The 23,645-nt window shown below is 60.7% G+C and carries 24 protein-coding genes and 1 pseudogene; 19 read left to right on the forward strand and 6 right to left on the reverse strand.

The window, feature by feature from the left end:
- The first annotated feature begins 9 nt into the window (after positions 1 to 9).
- Entirely contained in the window at positions 10 to 1,362 is a 1,353-nt protein-coding gene (locus LOY33_RS05325) for an RES family NAD+ phosphorylase (protein ID WP_258662134.1), read from the forward strand.
- A 126-nt stretch (positions 1,363 to 1,488) separates the two neighbouring features.
- Here the strand turns inward: LOY33_RS05325 and LOY33_RS05330 are convergent, their stop codons facing one another.
- Positions 1,489 to 4,155, reverse strand: a complete 2,667-nt coding sequence (locus LOY33_RS05330; RefSeq protein ID WP_258662135.1) for an AAA family ATPase — start codon at positions 4,153 to 4,155, stop codon at positions 1,489 to 1,491.
- Between the two features lie 685 nt (positions 4,156 to 4,840).
- On the opposite strand from LOY33_RS05330, the gene LOY33_RS05335 reads away from it, so the two are divergent.
- Entirely contained in the window at positions 4,841 to 5,671 is an 831-nt protein-coding gene (locus LOY33_RS05335; RefSeq protein WP_258662136.1) for a DUF932 domain-containing protein, read from the forward strand.
- An 80-nt stretch (positions 5,672 to 5,751) separates the two neighbouring features.
- Positions 5,752 to 6,012, forward strand: a pseudogene (locus LOY33_RS05340) (chromosome partitioning protein ParB); the annotation flags it as partial.
- A 406-nt stretch (positions 6,013 to 6,418) separates the two neighbouring features.
- Here the strand turns inward: LOY33_RS05340 and LOY33_RS05345 are convergent.
- From LOY33_RS05345 to LOY33_RS05355, 3 genes are all read right to left on the reverse strand, one after another.
- Positions 6,419 to 7,204, reverse strand: a complete 786-nt coding sequence (locus LOY33_RS05345; protein WP_258662138.1) for a hypothetical protein — start codon at positions 7,202 to 7,204, stop codon at positions 6,419 to 6,421.
- Between the two features lie 340 nt (positions 7,205 to 7,544).
- Positions 7,545 to 8,363: a hypothetical protein gene (locus tag LOY33_RS05350; RefSeq protein ID WP_258662139.1), complete on the reverse strand. Its 819-nt coding sequence runs from the start codon at positions 8,361 to 8,363 to the stop codon at positions 7,545 to 7,547.
- A gap of 1 nt (position 8,364) precedes the next feature.
- On the reverse strand, positions 8,365 to 8,643 hold the full coding sequence (locus LOY33_RS05355) for a helix-turn-helix domain-containing protein (protein ID WP_258662140.1): 279 nt from the start codon (positions 8,641 to 8,643) through the stop codon (positions 8,365 to 8,367).
- A gap of 266 nt (positions 8,644 to 8,909) precedes the next feature.
- Here LOY33_RS05355 and LOY33_RS05360 point away from each other — a divergent pair, with 266 nt between their 5' ends.
- The 9 genes from LOY33_RS05360 to LOY33_RS05400 all read left to right on the forward strand — a co-directional run bounded on the left by LOY33_RS05360 (position 8,910) and on the right by LOY33_RS05400 (position 16,369).
- Positions 8,910 to 9,257, forward strand: a complete 348-nt coding sequence (locus LOY33_RS05360) for a DUF2958 domain-containing protein (protein WP_258662141.1) — start codon at positions 8,910 to 8,912, stop codon at positions 9,255 to 9,257.
- A gap of 320 nt (positions 9,258 to 9,577) precedes the next feature.
- Positions 9,578 to 10,405: a DUF2285 domain-containing protein gene (locus LOY33_RS05365; protein WP_258662142.1), complete on the forward strand. Its 828-nt coding sequence runs from the start codon at positions 9,578 to 9,580 to the stop codon at positions 10,403 to 10,405.
- 53 nt (positions 10,406 to 10,458) lie between these two features.
- Positions 10,459 to 10,740: a helix-turn-helix domain-containing protein gene (locus LOY33_RS05370; protein ID WP_258662143.1), complete on the forward strand. Its 282-nt coding sequence runs from the start codon at positions 10,459 to 10,461 to the stop codon at positions 10,738 to 10,740.
- 26 nt (positions 10,741 to 10,766) lie between these two features.
- Positions 10,767 to 11,615, forward strand: coding sequence for a replication initiator protein A (locus LOY33_RS05375; protein ID WP_258662144.1), 849 nt, complete (start codon positions 10,767 to 10,769; stop codon positions 11,613 to 11,615).
- Between the two features lie 289 nt (positions 11,616 to 11,904).
- The gene (gene parA / locus LOY33_RS05380) at positions 11,905 to 12,543 is read left to right on the forward strand and encodes a ParA family partition ATPase (protein ID WP_258662145.1); all 639 of its coding nucleotides are present in this window, start codon (positions 11,905 to 11,907) and stop codon (positions 12,541 to 12,543) included.
- Entirely contained in the window at positions 12,540 to 12,791 is a 252-nt protein-coding gene (locus tag LOY33_RS05385) for a chromosome partitioning protein ParB (RefSeq protein ID WP_247315441.1), read from the forward strand. The genes parA and LOY33_RS05385 overlap by 4 nt, the downstream gene beginning before the upstream one ends.
- Positions 12,788 to 13,333 carry a DUF2840 domain-containing protein gene (locus tag LOY33_RS05390; RefSeq protein ID WP_258662146.1) on the forward strand — a complete coding sequence of 182 codons (546 nt, stop codon included), beginning with the start codon at positions 12,788 to 12,790 and terminating at the stop codon, positions 13,331 to 13,333. The genes LOY33_RS05385 and LOY33_RS05390 overlap by 4 nt, the downstream gene beginning before the upstream one ends.
- A complete protein-coding gene (locus LOY33_RS05395; protein WP_258662147.1) occupies positions 13,330 to 13,917 on the forward strand; it encodes a S26 family signal peptidase in 588 nt (195 codons plus the stop codon). Before LOY33_RS05390 ends, LOY33_RS05395 begins: the two co-directional genes overlap by 4 nt.
- A gap of 448 nt (positions 13,918 to 14,365) precedes the next feature.
- Positions 14,366 to 16,369: a relaxase/mobilization nuclease and DUF3363 domain-containing protein gene (locus LOY33_RS05400; RefSeq protein ID WP_258662148.1), complete on the forward strand. Its 2,004-nt coding sequence runs from the start codon at positions 14,366 to 14,368 to the stop codon at positions 16,367 to 16,369.
- Positions 16,370 to 16,392: 23 nt separating this feature from the next.
- Here LOY33_RS05400 and LOY33_RS05405 read toward each other — a convergent pair whose 3' ends face one another.
- A complete protein-coding gene (locus LOY33_RS05405; protein ID WP_258662149.1) occupies positions 16,393 to 17,295 on the reverse strand; it encodes a LysR substrate-binding domain-containing protein in 903 nt (300 codons plus the stop codon).
- A gap of 158 nt (positions 17,296 to 17,453) precedes the next feature.
- On the opposite strand from LOY33_RS05405, the gene LOY33_RS05410 reads away from it, so the two are divergent.
- The 3 genes from LOY33_RS05410 to LOY33_RS05420 are packed head-to-tail and all read left to right on the forward strand — an operon-like array spanning position 17,454 to position 19,194.
- Complete coding sequence (locus LOY33_RS05410) at positions 17,454 to 18,014, forward strand: sugar ABC transporter (RefSeq protein WP_258662150.1); 561 nt, start codon at positions 17,454 to 17,456, stop codon at positions 18,012 to 18,014.
- On the forward strand, positions 18,007 to 18,333 hold the full coding sequence (locus tag LOY33_RS05415) for a hypothetical protein (RefSeq protein WP_258662151.1): 327 nt from the start codon (positions 18,007 to 18,009) through the stop codon (positions 18,331 to 18,333). Before LOY33_RS05410 ends, LOY33_RS05415 begins: the two co-directional genes overlap by 8 nt.
- Before the next feature lie 21 nt (positions 18,334 to 18,354).
- The gene (locus LOY33_RS05420) at positions 18,355 to 19,194 is read left to right on the forward strand and encodes an MBL fold metallo-hydrolase (RefSeq protein ID WP_258662152.1); all 840 of its coding nucleotides are present in this window, start codon (positions 18,355 to 18,357) and stop codon (positions 19,192 to 19,194) included.
- A gap of 45 nt (positions 19,195 to 19,239) precedes the next feature.
- Here LOY33_RS05420 and LOY33_RS05425 read toward each other — a convergent pair whose 3' ends face one another.
- Positions 19,240 to 20,148, reverse strand: coding sequence for a LysR family transcriptional regulator (locus LOY33_RS05425; protein WP_258662153.1), 909 nt, complete (start codon positions 20,146 to 20,148; stop codon positions 19,240 to 19,242).
- Between the two features lie 148 nt (positions 20,149 to 20,296).
- Between LOY33_RS05425 and LOY33_RS05430 the strand changes: the two genes are divergently transcribed.
- The 4 genes from LOY33_RS05430 to LOY33_RS05445 are packed head-to-tail and all read left to right on the forward strand — an operon-like array spanning position 20,297 to position 23,410.
- Positions 20,297 to 21,001 carry a type 1 glutamine amidotransferase domain-containing protein gene (locus LOY33_RS05430; protein WP_258662154.1) on the forward strand — a complete coding sequence of 235 codons (705 nt, stop codon included), beginning with the start codon at positions 20,297 to 20,299 and terminating at the stop codon, positions 20,999 to 21,001.
- A gap of 3 nt (positions 21,002 to 21,004) precedes the next feature.
- Positions 21,005 to 22,198 carry an MFS transporter gene (locus LOY33_RS05435; RefSeq protein ID WP_258662155.1) on the forward strand — a complete coding sequence of 398 codons (1,194 nt, stop codon included), beginning with the start codon at positions 21,005 to 21,007 and terminating at the stop codon, positions 22,196 to 22,198.
- 7 nt (positions 22,199 to 22,205) lie between these two features.
- Positions 22,206 to 23,150, forward strand: coding sequence for a LysR family transcriptional regulator (locus LOY33_RS05440; RefSeq protein WP_258662156.1), 945 nt, complete (start codon positions 22,206 to 22,208; stop codon positions 23,148 to 23,150).
- The gene (locus LOY33_RS05445) at positions 23,147 to 23,410 is read left to right on the forward strand and encodes an EexN family lipoprotein (protein WP_258662157.1); all 264 of its coding nucleotides are present in this window, start codon (positions 23,147 to 23,149) and stop codon (positions 23,408 to 23,410) included. Before LOY33_RS05440 ends, LOY33_RS05445 begins: the two co-directional genes overlap by 4 nt.
- Positions 23,411 to 23,645 lie beyond the last annotated feature (235 nt).

A 23,645-nucleotide genomic window follows, 5' to 3' on the forward strand; every position in this document is an offset into this window, starting at 1 on the left:
GGTTTTCGTATGAGCTTTATTTGTGCGAACTGCGTAGGTGAGCCGTATTTGCGGCGTTTGATTGACGAGACTGCAACGCCTGAAAACCCGTGCGAATATTGTGACGAAGGTCTGCGGTCTGCTGATCTTTGGATGGTGGCCAACTTGTGCGACGAGGTCATTGATACGTTCTTCGAAGAATCTAGTCACACGATTGCCGTCGTGCATTTTGGCCGGACTCCCGCTGGTCTGGACTTGCAGGAGACGATTTCACAATTGACTCAAACGCCGCAGGCCGCTGTTGAGATCATCGTGGATTATCTGGGAGAGCTCTGGTTTGACGCCGATTCGGGAGAGTCTCGATACGGCGATGACGACCCTTGGTTTGTTCGCAGGCCATCCATGGCCGAGACGTTAGGGCACGCTTGGAGGGAGATGGAGGAAAGCCTGCATTCTGAGGTTCGCTTCTTCAATCCGAAAGCGACTGAGCTGCTTGACAGGATTTTTGGCGAGATCGCCGATGACCGCGATAACGAAGGGCAGTCGATGGTCATACTGGCTGGACCTGATGCTCCATTAGAAGCGCTTTACCGTGGTCGTGTGTTCCAGACAGATGAATCCTTGGCGTCTGCCCTTAGCTGGCCAGAGCGCTTTTTGGGCTCACCCGCCCCAGGGGTCGGCGCCGCTGGCCGCATGAATGGAAAAGGTCAACCTGCCTTCTATGGTGCTACTAGTCCTGAGATATGCATCGCCGAAGTGCGCCCTCCAGTGGGCAGCAGGGTTGCACTTGCTGCATTTGAAGTTGTTCGCCCATTACGGTTGCTGGATCTTCGGCGGCTGTCCGGTGTGGAACTTAGGAATGGGGCCAGCTTGTTTGACAGTGCGACTCGCGCTGCGGCGCAACGTCGAGATTTTCTCAAGACACTCGGTGAGCGCCTGTCGGCACTAGTGGTTCCTGAGTTGCAGGATCGCGACTATCTGGTCACTCAGGCGGTGGCAGACTATCTAGCTGCTCATACCACGTTGAATGTTGATGGCGTCATTTATCCATCAGCTCAGGCGCGCCGTCCTGGCGAGCGAGCGGAAGGCGACAACGTGGTTCTCTTTCGCAAGGCTTGCGAAGTCATCGACGCAGATGGATCTCAAGCGACGGCCGATATCTCACTGTGGGAATATGAAGAAGATGGCCCGGGCCGATGGTTTAGTCCTTCGATTCTGTTCAAGGAGCGTGAGGTTCCATGGCGTGAAAACCGTTCTGTGCATCCCGCTTTGAGATTGAAGCGTGAGTCGTTGGTCATCCATGACATTTCAGCAGTGCGCTACGACACAAAGTCAGATGTAGTGTCCGGAGTGTCATCGCTCAACGACCGGCACTACTGTTAGCTGCTCAGGCAGCAGCTCCTTCAGTTAGAGTGGGGCGGCATCTATTGAGATTTGAGCGTCCCGGCGTCCCCTTGGGTTGAAGTTAACTGCTACGTCCAGTCGAGACTAGACGTGCAGCAACAATTGCTAGCGTCCGCTTCGTAGATCGAGGCGGTCTAGCTCCTCAAGTGTTTGGACGACGGACTCCACAAGCTCCCCGTCAAAGTCATCGCGGTCAGCCTCCTCATGAGTGCCTTTGTTGAGGTATGTCCAGACAAGATTGTTGACCGGAATGCCCAAAATACGGCCATACGCAGCGAGGAGGGGCTGTTTGTTCGCATGGTTGAAGGTCTGGGCATCTCGCAATTTCTTGACCAACGCTTCGCATAGATTTCTCAATGCAGGCTCGGCGCCAACGCCAACCAGCATGAGATTCAACACGCCCTGATCATGGCTTCCAAGCCAGCGCCAAGTTTTCTCGCCCAGCATCTCCAAGGCTTGGCGCGAAGCAGCGAGCGCATCTCGATCATTGAGCGCTTCCCTTGCTGCCCTAGCTTTGGCGATGTAGTTCGCGCTCGGTACATTGCCGGTAACTCTCGGTTGATAGTTGCCATCGTGATGTCGTAGCAGGTAGACCTGGCATGCGTTCCTGCGCTGGGCCGGCAGGTGTTGTTGAATGTCTTTGATGAACTCGTTGCTGTGACAGGTGACGATCAATTGGATTTGAGCGAAATTGTCGCTCTCAAAGATCGCCTCCCGGATTCCGCCACGATGGTCATGGTCGATAGCATTGATGGCATCGTCGAAAACGATAACTGGGCAGCCGATGCTCTTCGCCTTGCTCATCAGAATGGCAAGACCGAGACAACGTATATGTCCTTCGCTCAGAACGTGGAGTGCATCGACTCGGACCCCAGGATTTCCCCGGAAACTGATTTCGATCTTTTCATCGCCGGTCAAAGGCAGATGCAGTGCTGATAACTTGTCCTCTTCGCGATCATTGCGATTGAATGCGTTATAGAGATCTCTGGCGGCGTCATTCAACCCAGCCATTAGCTGACCAGGGAGCTGATCCCTATAAGACCTAAGAGCTTCGAGAAATCTGTCGTAGGCTGTCTTGTAAGGGGTGTCGCGGGTGATATCTAGCTTCTCCTGCTCCGCTTGTGCGATCAACCCTGCGTTTGTTTCGTCAAACGCCTTGATGCGGTTGCGCGCCGCTTCGATATCCGCTTGCAGTTGTTGCCGCTTGAGATCTTGCGCTTGCACCTTTAGCTGGAACTCGTTGAGTCGCCGACGCTCGTCGATGTGCGGTTGACGATCCCGCTGAGCCGTTCTTGAGGCCTCATCTTGCGCTGTCATGCGGTCTACCACTGCGAGGATCTCATCCAGCGAAGGCAATCTGCGCGGGTCTGCAGGTGCCTGGGGGTAGATGTCTGTCCACCAGCGACCGGCAGGCTCTGCAGGGAGCTGCAGAGCCCAACGGCCGATCGCTGATTCCTCTTCTTGATGAGCAGTTATGAACGTACTGAGGGGGGAGAACATCTGCCGCAACGCGCGAGATGCTTGGCCAAGTTTTACCTCGATGGTCTGCTGTTGATCTTGTAGGGCGCCCAGCTCTTCAAGCTGCTGCAAGCCGTCGGCCGCTTTCTTAAACGGATCTGCAGCAACACGAACTTCACCGGTCAGTGGCGTGTCGCAAGCTGGGCAGTAATCTCCCACATTCTGCTGCAAGGCGAGAACAGAGTTGTACAGTGCCTTGAAGGAAACTTGGTCGCTCTTGGCCCTAAGAGCATCGAGGATCGCATTAAGCTCCTGGGAGCATTGGTGTGCCTCAGCGAAAGCTTCCTGGAGACGTTGGCGTGTGACGCCAAGAACATTCGGTGGAACCGCTCCCAGCTTGTCATCAAGCTCTTGGAGGCGTCCCGGCGCTTCCCCGGTACCAATCAGGCCCTTCAGGCCTTGATAAGTGAGTTCAACTTCATACTCCTTGGCCAGAGAGGATTCCTCTTCGTCCAATACCTGCTGGGAGGCAGCTTCGCCGTCAACGGTCGCTTGGTCTGCCACCAGCGCGTTACGGCGAATCGTCAAGGCAGTTTGCCGCTCGCTGACCAGGACAAGCTGTCCGTCGATACTCTCGTTGAAGTGGCCTACGAATTCATTGAACTGATCCATGCCAAAGAGTGTGGCAATCAGTTCGGCTCGCTGAGCATTGGGCCGGGCAGCGATTCTTGAGAATGCGTCGATTCGGTTTTTTTCTATGAAGCAGAAGCGATAGGTGTCGAGGTTTGCAGCAACGTCGACCTCGCGTCCTTGTTGATCCGTGGCCTTCAGGACTGGCGGATCGAATCGTCTGGCGTGAACATTCCCCAGATACGTCCTGGCCGCAATGCGTTTGTTGCCAGCTTCTTCTACATCCCCAAGAAGGGCATACTCCAGTCCTTCGCAAAGGCTGGTTTTTCCGCTGCCATTGGGGCCGTAGAAAAGGATGATTTGCTTTGTCAGGTCGAAGGGCTCAGGTGCTCGAAATCCCCGAAATGGACCAAGTGTCAGATGACGCAAGCTGACCCATGGCCAGACGCCGGCGTTTGCTTCGGCGACGTCGTCTGGCGGTGCCTCAGCCGTACCGCCAAACTCTCGCCGCATTAGGCTGACCAGAAAGGTGGAGCGCTGGCTTCGTTGGCGCGAGGTTCCCGCCAATTCGTCAAAGTGAGCAAGGGCCAAAGTTGCGAGGCGGCGCACATCGCCGGGAACTTGCCTATCCGGCTGGTAAACCCATCGCACGAAACGTTCAAAGTCCTGTCTTGCAGATGCCATACCCACTCCCTTTGATTAGCGGTATCTGTGGCTAGCGTACCGTAATGGATGCTCACTGTTACGAGAATAGTGATGGTTCTCACACTTTCTGCCGCGAGGTTGTAGTGAGCGCCGACCCCGGTGGGGCAGCTTGGCATGGCTCCTGAGGCAACGTCATTATTAGGCCTTGTCTAGCAAGCATGGGCGTCCCCGGCCTAGAACCTTGGCCGGTCGCGCTGTCGTGCGCTTAGCGCATCAAGCCGCCTGCGGCGTCTCGCCCCTACGGGCTTCCGTCGTTCCCTCGCTCCGCTTGGCTGACGCCTCCGGCCCGGCTTCCAGCTTCGGGCCTGCGCGCTTCGCTTGCGTGCGGTTTGGCACACGGGGGCGGCCGTTGCTATGTCCAGCCGTCTTCCCTGACCTCATCACCTTGTCCGCGACTGTAGCCCGCGGCCGTGCGCCGTCAAGGCGCGCAGGGCCGTGTCCTCGGCTGCGCCTGCGGGCCGCACCAACCCTGCGCTTGCCTCCTGGACGGCACCTGTCCGCGCGCTCCTGACCGTCGCGGGCGATGAACTCAGGAAAGACGGTGGCAACAGGGCCAACCGGGTTCCTCGCGCCAACCGCACCGAACAGCCGAAAGGCTGGGCTCCGAATCTAGGAATCCGGTGTGCGGTTTGAACAGCAAACCCTTTTCGTCAGGAGAAAGACCATGCAACTCGCATCCCGTTTCGCTTCCCGTTCCCCGGTACTGCGCAGCGATTCCCCGCTGTCCGATGATCAGATTCACCGCGTAGCCCCGTCCATCTTTGCGGAAGCGCCCCACGAAAGCCGTTCCCCGCGTTACGCCTATATTCCCACCGCCACGGTGCTGACCGAACTGCGCAAGGAAGGGTTTCAGCCTTTCATGGTGACGCAGACCCGCACCCGCCACGAAGACCGGCGCGACTACACCAAGCACATGATCCGCCTGCGTCACGCCAGCCAGATCAATGCCCGAGATGAAGCCAGCGAAATCATCCTGCTGAACTCACACGATGGCACCAGCAGCTACCAGATGCTGGCCGGGATGTTCCGTTTCGTGTGCAGCAATGGGCTGGTGTGTGGCGATACAGTGGCCGATGTACGTGTGCCGCATAAGGGCGACGTCGCGGGGCAAGTCATCGAAGGCGCATATCAGGTGTTGCACGGTTTTGACCGTGCGCTGGAATCCCGCGAATCCATGCAGGCCATCACGCTGGATGAAGGCGAAGCTGAAGTGTTCGCTCGCGCCGCGCTGTCGCTCAAATACGACGACCCCGACAAGCCCGCACCCATCACCGAATCGCAAATCCTGATGCCACGCCGCTTCGATGACCGCCGCCCGGACTTGTGGAGCGTGTTCAATCGCACTCAAGAGAACCTTACCAAAGGCGGTTTGTCCGGCCGCAGCGCCAACGGTCGTCGCCAGAAGACCCGCCCGGTGCAGGGCATCGATTCCGATATTCGCCTCAATCGTGCTCTGTGGCTGCTGGCCGATGGCCTGCGCCAGTTAAAAGCCTAATTCCCCTGCGCGGCAGGGGCAGGCAGCAACCCTTGCCGCGTCATTCGCTGCTGCATTCCATCATCGCTAGGAGTTCAACCATGAAGGCCATCAACCACACCGAAGCCCAAGCTATCCACGCCAGCTCCGCGTCTGCCGTGCTGCTGGAAGCCGTCGGCCCGAGCATGAACTTGATTCTAATGCCGCTGTCCCGACTGGTGTCACGCCTCACAGGCCGTAACGTGCACAAGTCCCCTCGCATGTCTTGCCGCCAGCATTCAGCTGTCGGCCTGCTGCAAAACCTGATCGTCACCGCCACCGTTGACGGCGAACACCACGACGTGATGGCTGGTGGCCGAAGGTCAACCCATTGAGGTCATTGCCGCAGATTTTAGTGTCACTCCGCTGGTGGTGTACCGCTACCTGAAGCCTGAAGCTCGCCAACGTATCGTCGCGTATGCTGGCCGGCGCCGCCGGCACATGGAGGCAAGCTATGCCGCCGGCGCGACGCGCTAGCTCTTGAACTGGTCAAACTGCGCCGACCTTAGCGACACTCAGGCCACCACACGGCACGGGGTCAAGTGCCGTGTGGTGGTGCATCAAGATGAAGGAGTAATCCGATCAGCGCCGCGCCCAGGTCGTTCCGCCCTAGGCGCGGTTAAAAGCAAATCCTTACTCGGCAGTTGCCGCACACGGTATTTAAGGCCAACAGCCGAATAGGAAAGCCGCCGCCTTCGCAGTAGCTCAAGCAGCTGCGTTTAGAGGGTGTCAGCCTTGGAAGGAGGCCGCCACTACGCTTGGCAGCGCCTCTAGATATGGGCTGCTCGTGAGCTTAGAGCTGGAAGCATCAATCATGACCACCTCGCCAGTTCCTTCATCGGCAGAGATTCCAGTTGCAGGTGTTACTGAAAATAGGGTGAAGCACCCAAAGAGATCAACGGAAGTCACCACACCAACGCTGGGCATGAAAGCGCAAGTAATAGCATGTTCAGTGTGTCTTGCAGACCGAGCAAACCCAGGCGGAAGCGGCTGGAACGCAGCCCCGGCAATCTTGGTGCTAGCCAAGGCCTCATCACTTTCGGCCATCATTGCAGCCCGAAGCTGCTGGCCACTTGGTCCTGTGATTGCCTCGTCACCGAAGATTCTCACGGTCGTGAGATAGGCGATCTTGAACAGTTGCCGCCGGATCATGATCATGTCGGCGATCAGCCGCATGTTCAGTTGAGGCTTCTCCTGGCTTACTTCTGCTCCAAGTTCGACGGCGACGCCCTTCTTTGCGTAGTTAGCCGCGATTTGGTTTGCCATCTGTCTGGCGGCATCACCAAAGCCGCGGACACCAATCACACGCCCCTCGCTATCGGTGTCCACTGGCTGATGAAACTTCAGATCCAGGCCGTTCTGCGAGAACGTAGCTCTCACATGCTCGCTGCTGCCGTGAACAGTTCCATCTGCGGCTGCTTTGACGCTGCCAGACCTGGAGACAACTCCCTGAGACATAGCCAGGAAACGAACCATCGGATCGTTGACTGTCGGCTCGTCGATGAGGTCGTTCATCCGACTGTTTTCAGCGGCTAGCGCTCGAACCGTGAAGCTGGGTGGAGCCCCCAGGGCGACGGGAAGTATGTGCTCATCGTTGCTTTCTCCCGATGTGAGCGGCGTCAGGGCATATGGGCAAAGTGTTTGAGTCATCATTTATCCCGTTGAGATTTTTTCCGCTTTGCGCTGACACTGATTCCGAAAGGCATATGGTGCCTGGTGCTGAATGTTTTTTGGCATGTCGGCTCAGCTCTGCTGGGCTTTACGGGTCGCGCTTCGTCATGACCGCTCAGATTCAATCCCTCACACATTTTTCCTGTGGCGCTATGGGTTTCGTTTGCCGTGCAGTAGTTTCATGCTAACTATTATTTTCTTTGATTTTGAGCAGCTCTAGAGCAGGCTCGCAAATCAATCTTGCCAGAACTTGTGTTTTGTATATTTCATTTTCCCAGTACGCTCTTCTATTTGGATCTCGTCGAGTGCATTCATGTATATCAATATAGTCGTAGTAACCAATCATTCCTCCGCTTTGCTGAGAGAAATGGCGGTAGAAGTTCCATATTCTTGAATTTAGAGTTCTTCTCAATTCCTCGAGGGTTGTGTTTTGAAAGACATAAGCTGGATTGTTCTCCATTCCCAATGCCGCATCTAGAGGGTTGGTGACATCGTGACTGACTTTGCTTCCAAATAACTCACCTCTAATTCTCTCAATAACGGCCCAAGTAAAAATTCCACTATAAGCTGACAGTATTTTTAGATCTTTTGGGGAGTATAGCGCGGAAAAATTTGCGACTTGAGAAGTCGGCCCATACTCCAAATTTCTCCTGGCGATGTTCTCTGCATGATTTTTCCATGCCTTAATATCAGAAGTGGAGTAGGCGCTGTCCTTATCTATCAAAGATCCGTGGCGGGGGCACATCCATATGCCATTTTCGATTGACCGACGCTGTTCAGGCGTCAGCGATGGGTCATATCGAGGGCCGCCAGGGGCGGCTGCAGTTATATGCGCCGCCGTCCCATTTTTGATCATTTTTTCGGGAGAGTCATGAGATGGCCCTGAGGTGGATTGACCGCAATTGGGGAATGAACATATCCAGCCAACTCTGCCAGCAAGCTCAATTTTCACCCCGTTTGAAAAATCATCCCTTTTTCCATTCATTCTCAATAACTCCTGCATTTTACTGAATTCTGAGTTCGGTCTCGGTCATCAATACACCGGGACTGCTCTCCAATGCTCGTGCGATCTTGAAGATGATCGCCAGACTAGGCGCATGCTCGCCACGTTCGATCTTGCCCATGTGCGAGCGCTCAATGCCAGCCAAGTTTGCCAGCGTTTCCTGGGCAATGCCGCGCTCCGTTCGCAGCGCGCGCACCGCCGCGCCGAAGGCCTGGGCTAGCTCGGCGTCGAAGGTGGTGGAGCCGGCTGGTCGGCCGCGCTGGATGGTTCGCTTCTGCATGAACAGAAGCGTCGACTCGCAGAGAAATTAAAACCACGTTATATTTAACTCATTCATCTGATCTTCACTTGTATTTGTGTCTTTACTGAAATCCGCATCTGCGGCTTTCTTCAAAAGCGGAGAGCCTGATCCGTGTCTTTCCCGACTTCCGCCAATGCGTGTTCGTTCCTTTGCGCTTCTGAGAGTGCGTGTGCGTGCTCATCAGTGCTTCCGTTCAAGGACAGAAAAGCGTCTCTGATGCTCCGTACATCCGTGGAAGTACAGTCATGACCCTGCTCATCACCGCCTACGAGCGCACGCGCTTGCTGGCTAACGGCCAGGCCAGAGCCGCCGGGCAGGACACCGACCCGCCTCCCGTGGTGCGCCTATTCACCCCGGATGCTCATGCCACTTGGCTGCTGGCATCGCTTGACCCAGCCGATGGCGACTCGGCCCACGGCCTGATCGACCTGGGGATTGGAATGCCTGCGCTGGGAACGGCGAAATTGTCCGACCTGGCCGCCATCGTCGGGCCACGCAAGCAGTCGGTGATGCGGGATCGCTACTTCCAACCGGTGCGGCGGCTATCGCAATACCTGCGGCTGGCCGAAGAAAACGGCTCGATCACCGATTGAGTACCACCGCCAAACGGGGCGCACTGTATCTATTTCGGTCTGGTCTATGACGCGTTCGGTCTTAATTGGCAGTATTGCGCCGACGCGGTGCGTGCTTGATCGAAACGGTCATGATGCCGGGTGAGGGTTGCGGCAAGCTGTCCGACGCGGCATGCCATTTGGGTGCGTAGCCGCCGTCGCACTCGGACGATTTCAGCAACGCACTGGGCCCATCAGTCTTGACACTGCCAGTTCACGCTTCATCCATTACGTTTTGACGATGGTCTCGTAGCACACCGTTTCGCCGTGGCGACGCATCCCCAGCACAGGGAGGTTGCCTCATGGCTGATCGCAGTGCCGAGCCGTGGTATGCCACGGCGGCCTATCTCTACGTTCTGCATCTGGATGGCCCGGTGCTGGCCTGGGAGTATCTGCGCCGCCATCCCGACTACCGGCACGACTGGCTACATCGCCGCCGTCATCCGGGTGCTGCGCAACTCTGGGGGCTGCGTCTGCTGGAAGACCCAGCTTTGGATGCACGGGACGCGCACCCGGCCTGGTTTCCCGATCACGATACTGTGGTGCAGCTCTATCCAGATGCCGATCCGCCGCCCGATGCCCTGTGCTTTGAATTCTGGAAGCTGCCGGGCCACAAACACCTGATCCATGACGGCAAGCGCCTGGTGTTGGTGGTGCGCTGGCCCGGCTGCTGCCTGCGCTTCGTGCTCGGGCCAGGCTTGGCCGATGGCATGCCCTACGCCTATGTCATCCGGGCCTGCACAGAGCCTTGCGAACGCTATGCGAACCTGGCCAGCGAGTTGGACAAGATTGCCTTAGCAGCCGATACCTCACCTTTGGTTGCTGTTCGCCCGCGGCCGCCGCTATCAGCATTGCTTGAACTGCATACGCTCCAGGCACTGGACGCGACCCTAGCGGGCGCCTCTTTGCGCGAGGTGGCCGAAGGACTATTTGGCGCGGATGCCGTTGCTGCCGACTGGCATGCCGACAGCGCTTTGCGCGCCCGAGTGCGGCGGCTGGTGCGCCGGGGTGATGAATTGATGGGCGGTGGTTATCGCCGTCTGGCACAGCTTCCGCTTGCTCCGTCGAATGGGAGGGACGTTTCGCATCCTCTGCAAAACGTCCCTGAGCAAGAGCCCTGGCTTTCTTGAGACTGCCTCCATCCGGTCGCGCTGTGTGGCTGGGCTTGATGGAGGTACATCCCATGCGACCCGCTCCGTTGCGGCCTGCCGCCGCTCCCGTTGCCATACCCGCGCAACCTCAGCGTTACCTGACCAACGATGAAGCCGCCGATTACCTGCGGCTCTCACCTCGCACATTGGAGAAACAGCGCGTGATCGGTGGCGGGCCGAAGTTCCGTAAGTTCGGCCGCCGCGTCATGTACGCTGTGGCTGACCTCAATGCTTGGGCGGAAACGCGCAGCTTCGAGACGACCTCCGATCCCGAATACGCCGAACACCACTCGGCTGACAGCCGTGCGCGCTGATCTGCGCATCGCCGGTGGCCATCGCCATGTCCCGCCCATCAGGGCACGCCTTGCAGCAGCGCGAACAGCTCGACCTGTTCCGCGCACTACCGAGCGACGACATGGCACCGCGCGATGCCCAGGACTTGATGGCCTATCCATTTTTCTCGCTGGCGAAGTCGCGGCGCACGGCGCCGATCGACTTTCGCAGCGGCAATATCACCATATGCGTGGAGGGCACGCAGGAACATGGCATTGCCACCATCTGGGATGCCGACATCCTGATCTGGGCTGCCAGCCAGATCGTCGAGGCCAAGGACGCGGGCATCCAGCCGTCCCGGCGGATGCAGGCCACGCCCTACGAGATCCTGCGCTTCATCGGACGCGGCAAGTCGTTGCGCGATTACCAGCGTCTCAAGGCTGCGCTGGATCGGCTGCAATCGACCACGGTGGCCACGTCCATCCGCGAAACCACGGGAAGGCGGCTGCACCGCTTCTCCTGGATCAACGAGTGGAAGGAACTGGCCGATGCCAGAGGCACGCCACTGGGCATCGAGCTGATCCTGCCGGACTGGTTCTATGCCGCCGTGCTGGACACTGCTCTGGTGCTGACCATCGACCCGACTTACTTCCGGCTCACGGGTGGCATCGAGCGCTGGCTGTACCGCCTGGTGCGGAAGCACGGCGGCAGGCAGGAATATGGCTGGCAGTTCGACTTCCGGCATCTTCACCGCAAGTCGGGCAGCAGCACGCGGTTTTCAGATTTCGCCTACGACCTGCGGGCGCTGGTCGCCCGGCAATCTCTGCCGGGGTACGAGCTCGGCATCGTGCGGATTCCCGAGGACGACATGGAATTGCTGACTTTTCGGCCCGTGTCGCAGACGGCACGGGGATAACAGCGGGACAAGCTGTGGATGGGGTCGTGCTATCAGGAGTCAGGGATGTCGTGCTATCGGGAGTACGCCTATCGTGCTATCAGGAGTACGAAAACGCCGGAAAGCCAGTAACGGCGGGGGGGGGCGCGCCCTCTAACATCACTAACTTAAATTCTCTAACTATTGGTAGAGAAACAGCATTGCGGTGGACAACTGCCGCAGGCCGAAAAATCAGCCAGAAAGAACCAAAAAAATCATCCGGTTCGGCGCGGCAAAAACCGCCCGGCCTTCCAGGCTGGAGGGCTGCGCCATGATCGTCGCCTTGCTCAACCAGAAAGGCGGGGTGGGCAAGACCACGCTCGCCACTCATATCGCCGGGGAACTGGCCTTGCGCGGCCAGCACGTAGTCCTGTTGGATGCCGACCCGCAGGGCTCGTCACTGGACTGGACGCAGCGCAGAAGCCAGCAGGGCTTGCCCCGGCTGTTCAGCGCCGTGGGCCTCGCCCGTGAAACACTGCACCAAGAAGCGCCAGAACTCGCCAGACAGGCCGATCACGTCATTATCGACGGGCCGCCCAGGATCGCCGCCTTGGCGCGCTCCGCGCTGCTGGCGGCCGAACGTGTGCTGATCCCGGTGCAACCCAGCCCCTACGACCTGTGGGCCAGTGCCGAGATGGTGGCGCTGATCCGCGAGGCGCAGGTGTTCCGGCCTGCGTTACGCGCGGCCTTCGTCATCAACCGGCGCGTCAGCACCACCATCATCGGTCGGGAGGCGCGGCAGTCGCTGGCCGAACAGCCGCTACCGGCGCTGCGCTCGGAAGTGCATCAACGCATCGTCTTCGCCGACAGCGTAGCCGCCGGCCGGCTCGCCCGCGAGATAGCACCCGACAGCGCCGCCGCGCGCGAGATCGCCGCGCTTACCGATGAACTGCTGCGGTGGCCGACATGACGAGCACGCGCGGCAAACGCATCGGCATCGGCGCGCGTCCGCCGGCGAACCCCCACGCCGAGGCGTGGATTCGCCAGGGCGACGCCGACGCTTTGCAAAAGGGTGACCTCTATACCGCGCGCCTGACGCTCGACATCACGCCCGCGATGCGGGCGCGCATCAAGGTGTCGGCCTTCACTCGTGGCGTGACGGTGGCCGAGCTGCTGCGCGCACTGCTGGAACGCGAGTTCCCGGAGAATCCTCAATGAACGTGCAATCTTCGGTGGCCACGGCTGCCACAACCAGCGCGGATGCGCCTTCGCTCGCGGTGCTCGCCAGCCAGCCCGGCGCCGCACCGCTGACCCGCGTATCGCTTGCCTACATCGAGCAGCGCATCGACATTTACCTGCGCTTCGGCGAGCCAGCGCGCACCGTCCGGCTCGACCGCTGGCGGCGTTGCGCGGTGTTCCTGCCGGGCGCGCTGTTCTGCCGCATCCGCTGGCATGCCAACGACTACGGCACGACCCGCTGGCAACTCATGGTGATGCAGGCTTGCACGTCGCTGGATGCGACGCAGCGCATCCCCGGCGTGCTGCCCGGCGCACGGTTGCTGCTGCACGTCGAAGGCGAACCCGCCGTGCGCGCCGTGCTTGCTCAGCTCGACGCCATCGAGGCGCTGGGCATCGCGCCAGTTGCCGTGTCGCCCGCGTACTGGCGCACGCTCGGCAACCGGCTCGCTGCGCGCTTGCCGCTACCCGAATACACCGCCGAGCGGCATGCCGCCTGGCTGGCCGGGAGGGCGTTGCCATGACGGCCGATTACGCACCTGTCGTCGCGCCGCGACCTCGCTCTCGCCTGCGCTCGCGCATCGTGCTGGCTGGCTTTACTGCCGTCGGCTTCGCCGCGCTCGCCTGGGCGTCCTTCGTGTCGCCGCTGCCGCGACTGACCTACAACCCATCGGATAGTGTCGCTGTCGGCTGGTATCGCGTCGATCCGCTCGACCACAAGACCGCCTCGCTGCCACGTTGGTTGTCCGTGGACAGCATCGTGCTTGTCCCGCTGCCGGCCGAGGCCGCCGCGCTCGCTGCGCAGCGTGGCTACCTGCCGACGCATGTTCCGTTGCTCAAGCGTGTGGGCGCCGTGTCGCCGCAACAGGTGTGCATCACTGACGGTATTGTTCGCATCGACGGTGTGCCTGCGGCAGCCGTTCTTCGGGCCGACCGGCTGGGCCGCCCGCTGCCATCCTGGAAGCAGTGCCGCCGCCTTGAACCTGGCGAACTGTTCTTGTTGAGCGTGACCAATCCGGCATCGTTCGACAGCCGATATTTCGGGCCGATTGCTGCATCCACCGTGATCGGTGTTGCGCATCCGGTCTGGCTGGAGACGCACCGATGATGGCCACCGATTCGCTGCACGCTCCTGTGCATCTCATCGTGCCATCGGGCATGTTGTTCCGCTGGTCATCGCCGTGTCGTCGCGCGTGCAGTGCTAGCGCATTCGCGCCGCACTTCGCGCAACACCCGGCGGCGCCTTCCCGCGAGCAGAAGTCTTCCCTCGAACGCGCCCAGCCGGTGGCCGTGGCCGCGTTCGCTGACGGGCTGGCTGCGCGCAGCGCAGCACCGCCGGACCACCGATGCCTGGAGCGAAAGCGAAGGGCAAAGGCGGAAGGCAAGACAAAAGGACGCGGCACTTGGCCGCGTCGAAAGGCAGTCTGCACATGGGGGAGACACGGCACGCAGCGGCTTTGCCGCCGTGCCGTGTCAAGCGCGAGACTCGCGCCAATGCAGGCATGTCCGCGTGCTTCGCACGATCGGACACGCCCGAACTTACGAGGGGCGCAGTCATGAGCGATCGCCGCGACGACGATTTCCGGGTGCGCCCCAGCGCCCCGAGAAACCGGGGCAAAGGCCAGGGCCAGAGCTTCGTTTCCAAGTTGCTCAAGCAGGCTGGCAAGGCCAGCGGCGGCAAGTCCTCGATGCGCTATTCCGTAGCCGGTGGCAGCGGCGCACGCGCTGGCCAGCGTCCCGGCTCGCGCCTGGGGCGCGGCCATACGGCGGCGCGCTTCGCCGGGGCGAAGCTGACTCCCATGTCTCGGCGCGTGACGATCAAGACCCTGCTGGTCAATCAACGCAATGCCAGCCCGCAATCGCTCGCCAAGCATCTGCGCTACATCGAGCGCGACGGCGCCGGCCGCGATGGCGAACCTGGGCGGGCCTACGGGCCGCAGACCGACGAAGCCGACCTTGACGCTTTCAAGGAGAGGGCCGCCGACGACCGGCATCATTTCCGCTTCATCGTCTCACCGGAAGACGGCGCCGAGCTGGACGACCTGCGCACCTATACCCGGCATCTGGTGAACCGGATGGAAGCCGACCTGGGGACGCGGCTGGATTGGGTGGCGGTCGATCACTGGAACACCGACAACCCGCATACGCACCTCATCGTGCGTGGGCGCGACGACACCGGCAAAGATCTCATCATCGCGGGCGACTACATCGCCCACGGCTTTCGCCATCGCGCCGCCGAACTGGCGACGGAATGGCTGGGGCCACGCACCGAACTGGAGATCCAGCAGACCTTGCAGCGCGAGGTGGAGCAAGAGCGGTGGACGAGCCTCGACCGCACCCTGCAACGAGAGGCCGGCGAGGATGGCCGGGTGCAGACCGAACGCTTCAACGAACCCCGGCTGCAACGCCAGCGCCTGCTGCTGATCGGTCGCCTGCAGCGCTTGCAGCGCCTGGGCCTGGCTGACGAGATGCAGCCGGGCACCTGGGCCGTCCATGCAGATGCCGAGAAGACCTTGCGCGCCCTGGGCGAGCGTGGCGACATCATCCGCACCATGCAGCGGGCCATGAGCGGCCGGCCGCGTGAGCTGGCGGTGTTCGACCCGGGCCAAGATGCAGATGGAAGCGGCCGCAGCATCGTCGGTCGCGTGGCTGCCAAGGGGCTGGCCGACGAGCTGCACGACCGGGGTTATCTGGTCATCGACGGCGTGGACGGCAAGGCCCACTACGTTGCGCTCAACGCCCGCGACGAGTTGGCGAACTATCCCACCGGAGCCGTGGTGGAGGTACGCGGCTCCGCCGAGGTGCGGGCGGCCGACAAGAACATCGCCGCGCTGGCCAGCGATGGCCTGTACCGCACCGATCATCACCTGGCGATCGAGCAAGGCCGAGCAAAGCCCGGACGTGACCCGCAGGAAGTGGTCGCCGCCCATGTTCGCCGGCTGGAAGCCCTGCGGCGGGCTGGCATCGTCGAGCGCGTGGCCGAAGGGCTATGGAAGGTGCCGGACGACCTGCCCGAGCGTGGCCGCCAGTACGACGCGCAACGACTGGGTGGTGTCGCCGTGGAGCTGAAATCGCCCCTGCCGATCGAGCGGCAGGCGCGGGTGATCGGCGCGACCTGGCTGGATCAGCAGTTAATCAGCGGCGGCAAGGGACTGGGCGACCTGGGCTTTGGCGGGGAGGCCAAGGACGCTTTGCTGCAGCGCGCCGACTTCTTGGCCGAACAGGGGTTAGCCGAGCGACGCGGGCAGCGCGTGATCCTCGCCCGCAACCTGCTGGCGACGCTGCGCGGGCGCGATCTGGCGAAGGCCGCACAGGACATTGCCGCCGAAACCGGCCTGGAGCATCGGCCTGTCACGGACGGGCAACGCGTGGCCGGCATCTACCGGCGCTCGGTCATGCTCGCCAGCGGGCGCTACGCGATGCTGGACGATGGCATGGGGTTCAGTCTGGTGCCGTGGAAGCCTGTGATTGAGCGGCGGCTGGAGCAGCACCTTGCCGCGACGGTGCGCGGCGGCGGGGTGTCATGGGAGATTGGGCGACAACGTGGCCTGTCTATCTGATAACAATGGAGGAAAGATATTTCCTACGAGTCAACCGTTGTTCCCTTTTTCGCTTCGTCGAGCAGCCATTGAGCAAACGCTTGTATTGGCTCTCTGCTCAATCCGATGGGCTCGGGGAGGATGAGGCAGAAGGTTTTGGAAATGGTTTTCCCCTCTGGCCACGGGGCCACCAGATTTCCTAGCGCAAGTTCGGTTTCAACGTAGAGGCGCGGTACTAGCGCAACACCGAGGCCGGCCAATGCGGCTTCTATCAACATTCCATGGAGGTCATAGCGTGCACCAATTGCAGCATTGGTCAGCGGGGTTCCCGTCTCTTGGGAGTACTGAAGCCAAGCTTCCGGGTTCTGTCGTCGGTGCAGGCGCGGTAATTCGTCCAGTGCGGTTTTTCGTTTGCGTCCTGTCAGAAGTTCAGGATGGCAAACCGGAACCAGCACTTCATGCAAAAGCTGGTGAGTCCGCATTCCCGTCCACGCTGGGTGCTCGAAATGAATGGCGGCATCGAATCCGCTCCCGGCCAGGACGAAGGGCTCCATGCGCTCGGCAAGATGCACCGTGATGTTCGGATGCTTCCGCTGGAATCTTGACAAGCGAGGAATGAGCCATCGCATCGCGAACGTCGGGATAGTGGCAATGTCCAGGCTTGCGCCATCGTTCGGCTGCCCCATCAGGTACTGACTGTCCCGATCCAGGCGGTCAAGCGATTCGCGAACCTGGACCGCGTAACGCTCTCCGTTGGGAAGGAGTCGGACACGATTGCCGACCCGCTCGAACAGCGCGACCCCGAGGAAGGCTTCGAGCCGCCCAATCTGGCGACTGATCGCGCCTTCAGTCAAAGACAGTTCCTCTGCCGCGCGCGCGAAACTGCCGTGGCGGGCGGCGGCTTCGAATGCGGTCAGTGCCGTGCTGCTGGGGATCTTCCTTCGCATGAGTGTTCTCTTTTTGAAGATGGCGATCCAGCTTAGCTTGATCTTTTATCACTGAAGCATACCGAATAATCGTTTTATGCAGCGAGATCAAGGTCATACCATGACGAGACATCAACAAAGAGGGCCGGACGCACAAGAAGTCCGGTAGCGCGTGATCCATGATCTATACCGTCGAGTGCAGCTTTTCCGACCCAACCAGCGAAGCAGAGTGGAATGATTTCTATAGCCTGGAAAAGCTGCCCGCGCTTATTTCCGTGAGCGGATTCCATACTTCGCAACGCTTCAAGGCGTTGAGCCCTGGCTGCCCCGTCTACCTTGCCATGCACTCAATCGACGGTCTGGCTGTGCTCGAGGGCGATGAGTATCGCCAGAAGGGCGGGGGCAACTTCGCACGCTGGCAGCAGCACATCACCGATTGGCACCGCAATCTTTATGGCGGCCTTGAACGCGCGCCTGCCATCGGTGAAGGAGACCATCTGATCGTGAGCGCAGTCGGTCCCGAGCCGCTCATCGAGATGGGGCTCAAGCCTGATCTGATGCAGGCCGTCGCATTGGAGAAATTTCCTGAAAACAGGTGGCTGGCGAGGCTGGATAGCGCCATCAGTCTCGGTGTGGAAACCCTTCCGAAGGGCGTGCACCTCTATGCCCCAATGACCGCGCAATTGACCAGTGGCAGTGGCGCATGGCCCCAAGCGCAGGCGCAGAACCGACATGCCTAACCTGACGATCTTCATCCCGGCTGAAAAGATGCCGCCCGAAGCGAATCTGGCCGAACTCACCGAACGATGCACTGCGCTTTGCACGGACGTCCTCCGGGCTGCGCTGGACAACGTACATGTCATCTACGTCGCTGTTCATCAGGGGCGCGGGCATCCTGCATACGCGGAAATCAAGCACCGCCTCGAACCGTTCAGAACGCCATCGGTCATGGACGCCTTCACGGCGCAATTGGATGTGGCCATAAAGCGCCATACAGGGCTGACGGCGCGCATCCGTTGTTTCGGCTATCCAACCCCCGCCATTTACGCGCGGAACTGATGACGCGCAAGGAGTACCGCAATGAACGACATGAAATTTCCGGGCCAGCAGATCGGCGAGTTTTCTATTACCGCCATCAGTGACGGATACCTTTCCGCAAGTCTGGATCTTCTCTCCAACATCGATCCCATGGAAGCGTCTAGGTTGCAGCAGGACGCAGGCGTGAGCGACCCATCTGCGATCCACATCAACTGTTACCTGGTGCGCGGAAGGGGCCGCACGATCCTCATCGACGCGGGGGCTGGCGGCTTCAAGCAGTGGGGCGGCAAGTTGAAGGCAAATCTCGCGCTCGCAGGCGTGCAGCCCGCCGACATTGACACCATTCTTCTGACCCATGCACATCCCGACCATGTTGGGGGGCTGCTTGACTCTTCAGGGGAAGCGGCCTTTCCCGATGCAGAGTTGGTCATCCACCAGCGTGAGGTTTCTTTCTGGGAGGACGATAGCAATCTCAGTCGAGCGAGTGAGCGTGCTCGTGGCAACTTTCTGTTGGCCCGGAAGGTGTTCGATCAGTATCGGGAGAAGACGCGCACGTTTGTTGATAGCGAAGTTCTCCCTGGCATTAGTGCGATGCCCCTTCTGGGACATACCGCAGGTCATTCCGGTTATCGCATCGAATCCCATGATCGTAGTCTGCTGGTTTGGGGGGATATCGTTCATTTCCCCCAGATCCAGATTGCTCGTCCCGGCGTGTCCATTGCATTCGACCAAGATCCGATTCTCTCCGCCGAAACACGATCCAAACTGTTGGATGTTGTTAGCTCGGACAAACTTCTGATCGCTGGGATGCACCTGGGCGAACTCGGATTTGCGCACATTAAGCGCAAAGGTATGGGCTACGAGATTTTCTACGAAGCTTAGCGGCCGATAGTGATGCCTGGGATTAGCCAGCAGTGTGTAATGAGATCAATGATCCCACGGTGCTTGCTGCCAGCGATCAAACAGAAAGTCGCTAAACGCCGTCAGCCGGCGCGGCACGGGCTCACGCCGTGCCCGCACAATGCTGATCTTCGAGGGCGTGGCTTCCCAATCCGGCAGCACGCGCACCAGCCGCCCGTCGTGCAGTTCCTCGTGAATGTCCCAGGTTTCACGCAGCGAGATGCCCAGCCCGGCCAGACACCATGCGTGTAGCACGTCACCGCTGTCGCTGCACAACGTGCCGCTGACCGCGACGGGTTTCTCCCGGCGGTTTTTGCGCAGCGGCCAGGTGCTTTGCAGCAGGCCCGGATAGGCGAACACCAGGCAGTTATGCCGTTCCAGTTCCTCCGGCTGCTCGGGATGCCCCTGCGCCTTCAGGTAGGCGGGAGATGCCGCCAGGATGCGCCGGTTGTCGGCCACGCGCCGCGCCACCAGTCGCGAGTCAGCCAACTCACCCATGCGGATCGCCAAGTCCAAGTCGCCGCTATACAGATCCTGCACTTGGTCGGACAGACGCAGGTCGAAACCGACCTTGGGATGTAGGCGGCAGAAATCGTGGATCGCCGGAGCCACGAATTTGCGGCCGAACGGTGTGGGGGCCGTGAGACGAATGGTGCCGCTCAGTTCCTGGCTGCCACCGGTCGCCAGCTCCTGCACTTCTTCCAGCACTGCCAGGGCGACCCGCGCCCGTTCGGCAATGGCGCGGCCTTCGCCGGTGATGCGCAGGTTGCGGGTGTTGCGCTCGAACAGCGTGGTTCCCAGCGCCTGTTCCAGCCGGGCGATCTGCTTGCTGACCGTCTTGGGCGCAAGGTGCAGGTCGCGTGCGGCAGCGGAGAAACTGTGGCGGTCCACCACATGCACGAACACCGCAAGGTCATCCAGATTGCGCAAAGCCATTTGGGTCATTCCGTAGAAAGTGTTTGTCTATTTTGGTCATTTAAAGGATATACCAATTCCGCCAGACTGACACTCTTTGTCCCCCATGCTGCCGTCGTCATGCCCCTGTCGGGGCGTGCTCGGCAGCGCACCCCGACAGGAGTTTCAGATGACCCAGCGCGTTCTTTTTGTCTTGACCAGCCATGACCGCAAGGGGCCGGCCGATGCCACCGATGCGGCACCCAGCGGTTTTTATCTTTCCGAAGTTACCCATCCGCATGCGGTACTGGCAGCAGCCGGTTATGCCGTCGACTTCGTCAGCCCCAAAGGTGGCAAGGCCCACGTCGATGGGCTCGATCTGGACGATCCGGTCAATGCCGCGTTCTGGAGCGATGCGGCGCTACGCGGCGCCACCGAAACCACGCTGGCGCCGTCACAGGTCGATATCGATGCCTATTCGGCAATCTTTTACGCAGGAGGCCACGCGACGATGTGGGACTTTCCGGACAACACTGATCTGGCGGCTATAGGGGCGCGCGTTTACGAACGCGGCGGCGTAGTTGCAGCGGTCTGCCACGGGCCGGCCGGACTGGTGAACCTCACACTCTCCGATGGCCGTTATCTGGTCGCGGGCAAGGACATATCCGCTTTCACCAACGACGAGGAACGCGCGGTTGGCCTGTACGACACGGTGCCGTTCCTGCTGGCCGATGCCTTGCAGGCGCGCGGAGCCCGGCATGTGCCTGCGCCGAATTTCCAGGCGCAGGTGGTGGTGAGCGGCCGGCTGGTGACGGGCCAGAACCCGGCCTCGGCCAAGGGCATCGCCGAAGCAATGTTGCCTTTGCTGGCGGCGCCAGCCGTGGATCGGGGCTAAGCCATGAACGAGCGCATGCCTTTCGTCATCTACGTCTTCGCGCTTTGCGCGTTCGCCTTGGGCTTCACCGAGTTCGTCACCATCGGGCTGGTATCCACCATTTCCGCCGACCTTCATGCCAGTGTCAGCCAAGTCGGCACGGCGGTCACCGCCTATGCGCTGGGCGCGGTGATTGGTGCGCCCGGCCTGACCGCGCTGGCGACCCGCTGGCCACGCAAGCGCCTGCTGCTAGTGGCAATGGGGCTGTTCACGCTGGGCAATGCGGTGGTCAGTCTGTCGGATGCACTGACACCCATGCTGGTTGCTCGCTTCGCCTCGGGCCTCGGGCATGGCGTGTTCCTAGCCGTGGCATCCAGCGTTGCCACCCAACTGGCCGGCCGGCATCGAGCAGGTGCAGCGGTGGCAGTAGTTTTCGGCGGCCTGACGCTTGCCTTGGCGCTGGGCGTGCCGCTCGGCACCTATCTGGGCAGCGTGTTGAGTTGGCAGGTCATCTTCATGGCTGTGGCCGCGAGTGGCGCGATTGGCTTCCTGGGCCTGCTGGTCCTGATGCCCACGGATCGGGCAGATGCCTCGGTACAAGCCAACGCGATGGACGGCCTCAAAGCCATGTTCAATCCGCGCCTGCTGGCCGGGGCAGGCATCACGGTGCTGGCGTATGCGGGTTCTTTCACTCTCTACACGTACATATCGCCGATCCTGCTGCAAGTCACCCGGATCACCGAGAGCACCAGCAGCCTGCTAATGCTGGGCTATGGCGTGATGGCTGCCGTTGGCAACGTGTGGGGTGGTCGCCTAGCCGACCGCAAGGGTGCCGATCATGCGGTAATGACCGTCCTGGTCGGCCTGGCCGTGGTGCTATTGGCGATCTGGGCATCGGCGCCGTCGCTTCCCTTGATGGTGCTTCTGACGGGCTTGTTGGGTGCGCTGACCTATGCGGCAGTGCCTGCCTTGCAGGCGCGGGTAATCGCCTTGTCGCATGTCCACGCGCCGCAGGCACCGGCAGTTGCGGCTGGCCTGAATATCGCCGGCTTCAATGGCGGAATCGCGCTGGGTTCGCTGCTGGGCGGGGCCAGCCTGGAGGCGATGGGGCTGACCAGCACGGCCTGGGTTGGTGCGGTTGCCGTGGGCCTGGGGATCGCCTGGATGCTCTGGCAGATGCGGCGTCCCACGTTCTTGGGCGCAAGAACTCATAAATAGGTGAACAATGGATCTTCGGCATCTTCGCTGCTTTCTTGCCGTAGCCGAAGAACTCCACTTCGCCCGTGCGGCGGAGAAACTGCACATTGAGCAATCGCCGCTGTCTCGGGCCATCAAGGAACTCGAAGAAGAACTTGGCGTGGTGCTGTTCGCACGCACAACACGCAGCACACGCCTGACACGTGCGGGCAAGCTTTTCTTTGAGCACGTGCCGCGTGTCTTCTCTGCCTTGCAACAAGCCCGCGACAGCGTGAAGGCCGCAGCCAACGGCTTTCACAGTCAACTTCGCATTGCCCTTTCCGACGGCATGACGCCCTCGCGTCTGCCGGCTTTGCTGGCGCTATGTCGGCAGGAAGAACCCGAGGTCGAAATCCGCTTCTTCGAGGTGCCGCTGTCGCAGCAGATCAAAGGACTGCACGGCGACCTGTACGACGTGGGCTTTGCCCGCGCCGATGAGGTCGGCGATGGCCTCATTGCCGAGCCGGTATGGAGTGATCCGCTGATGGTGGCCGTGCCGGCACGGCATCCCCTGCTGGCGCACAAACGCATTCCCTTGGAAGAACTGCTGCGCTATCCGCTGGTGCTCTGCGATCCGCAGGCGTGCGAAGGCCATGCGCGGCAGGTTGATCGTGTGCTGCGCCGCGTGGACATGGAACCGCTTGTGGCCGAACGGGTGGCGTCCTGCGACCTGATGATGGCGCTGGTGTCCGCTGGCATCGCATTGGGTCTGACGGGCTACGCGCACATCTTGGCAAGCCAGGAACCTGGCGTGGTGGCGCGGCCACTGGCGGGCCGCGCACCGTTGCTGACGACCTACTTGCTGCGCCCAGAAGGAGAGCCTTCGGAAATGCTCGCCCGTTTCATCGACCGCGTGCAAGCCATCGAATCGCCCGAAGGCAGCAGGCCCACCCCGAGGCTTGATGCCGACCCCCTGGAGGAACCCGAGTCATGAACAAGACCATTCCTTTCCTGCTGGTCGCGGTACTGACCGCTTGCGGCCAATCGGAAACTCCCAAGCAGGCCGACGTGCCGACCGTGGAGGAACTGGCCGCCGATCCGGCACGGCTAAAGGAGCTGCGCCAGCAGTGCAAGACTGATCGCGCCAGGCTTGGCGACGTGCTGTGCAATCGAGTCGCAGAGGCTACGCGCAAGCGGTTCTACGGCGATGGCAAGACCCCATACACACCGCCGAAGGAGTCGCCCAAGTTCTGATCACGAGCGTTCCCCAAAAATATTCTGTTTTCTCGCCATACACGCCGCAATGCGCTCTCGCTTGCGGCGTTTTTCTTTGGCTCGACGCTGCGCGAGTTCTTTCTTTTTTCTAGAGCTTTCTCCCGATAACGGTCTTTGACCGGCACCGACCCGGCACCGATCCTCGCGCTATGCGGCACGTCCTTGTGCCGCGTGTGAACGAGGAATCAGCGCAGAGGAAATCGGAGGCCAGTCA

It is taken from the genome of Pseudomonas sp. B21-036 (assembly GCF_024748925.1).
GTDB lineage: Bacteria > Pseudomonadota > Gammaproteobacteria > Pseudomonadales > Pseudomonadaceae > Aquipseudomonas > Aquipseudomonas palmensis.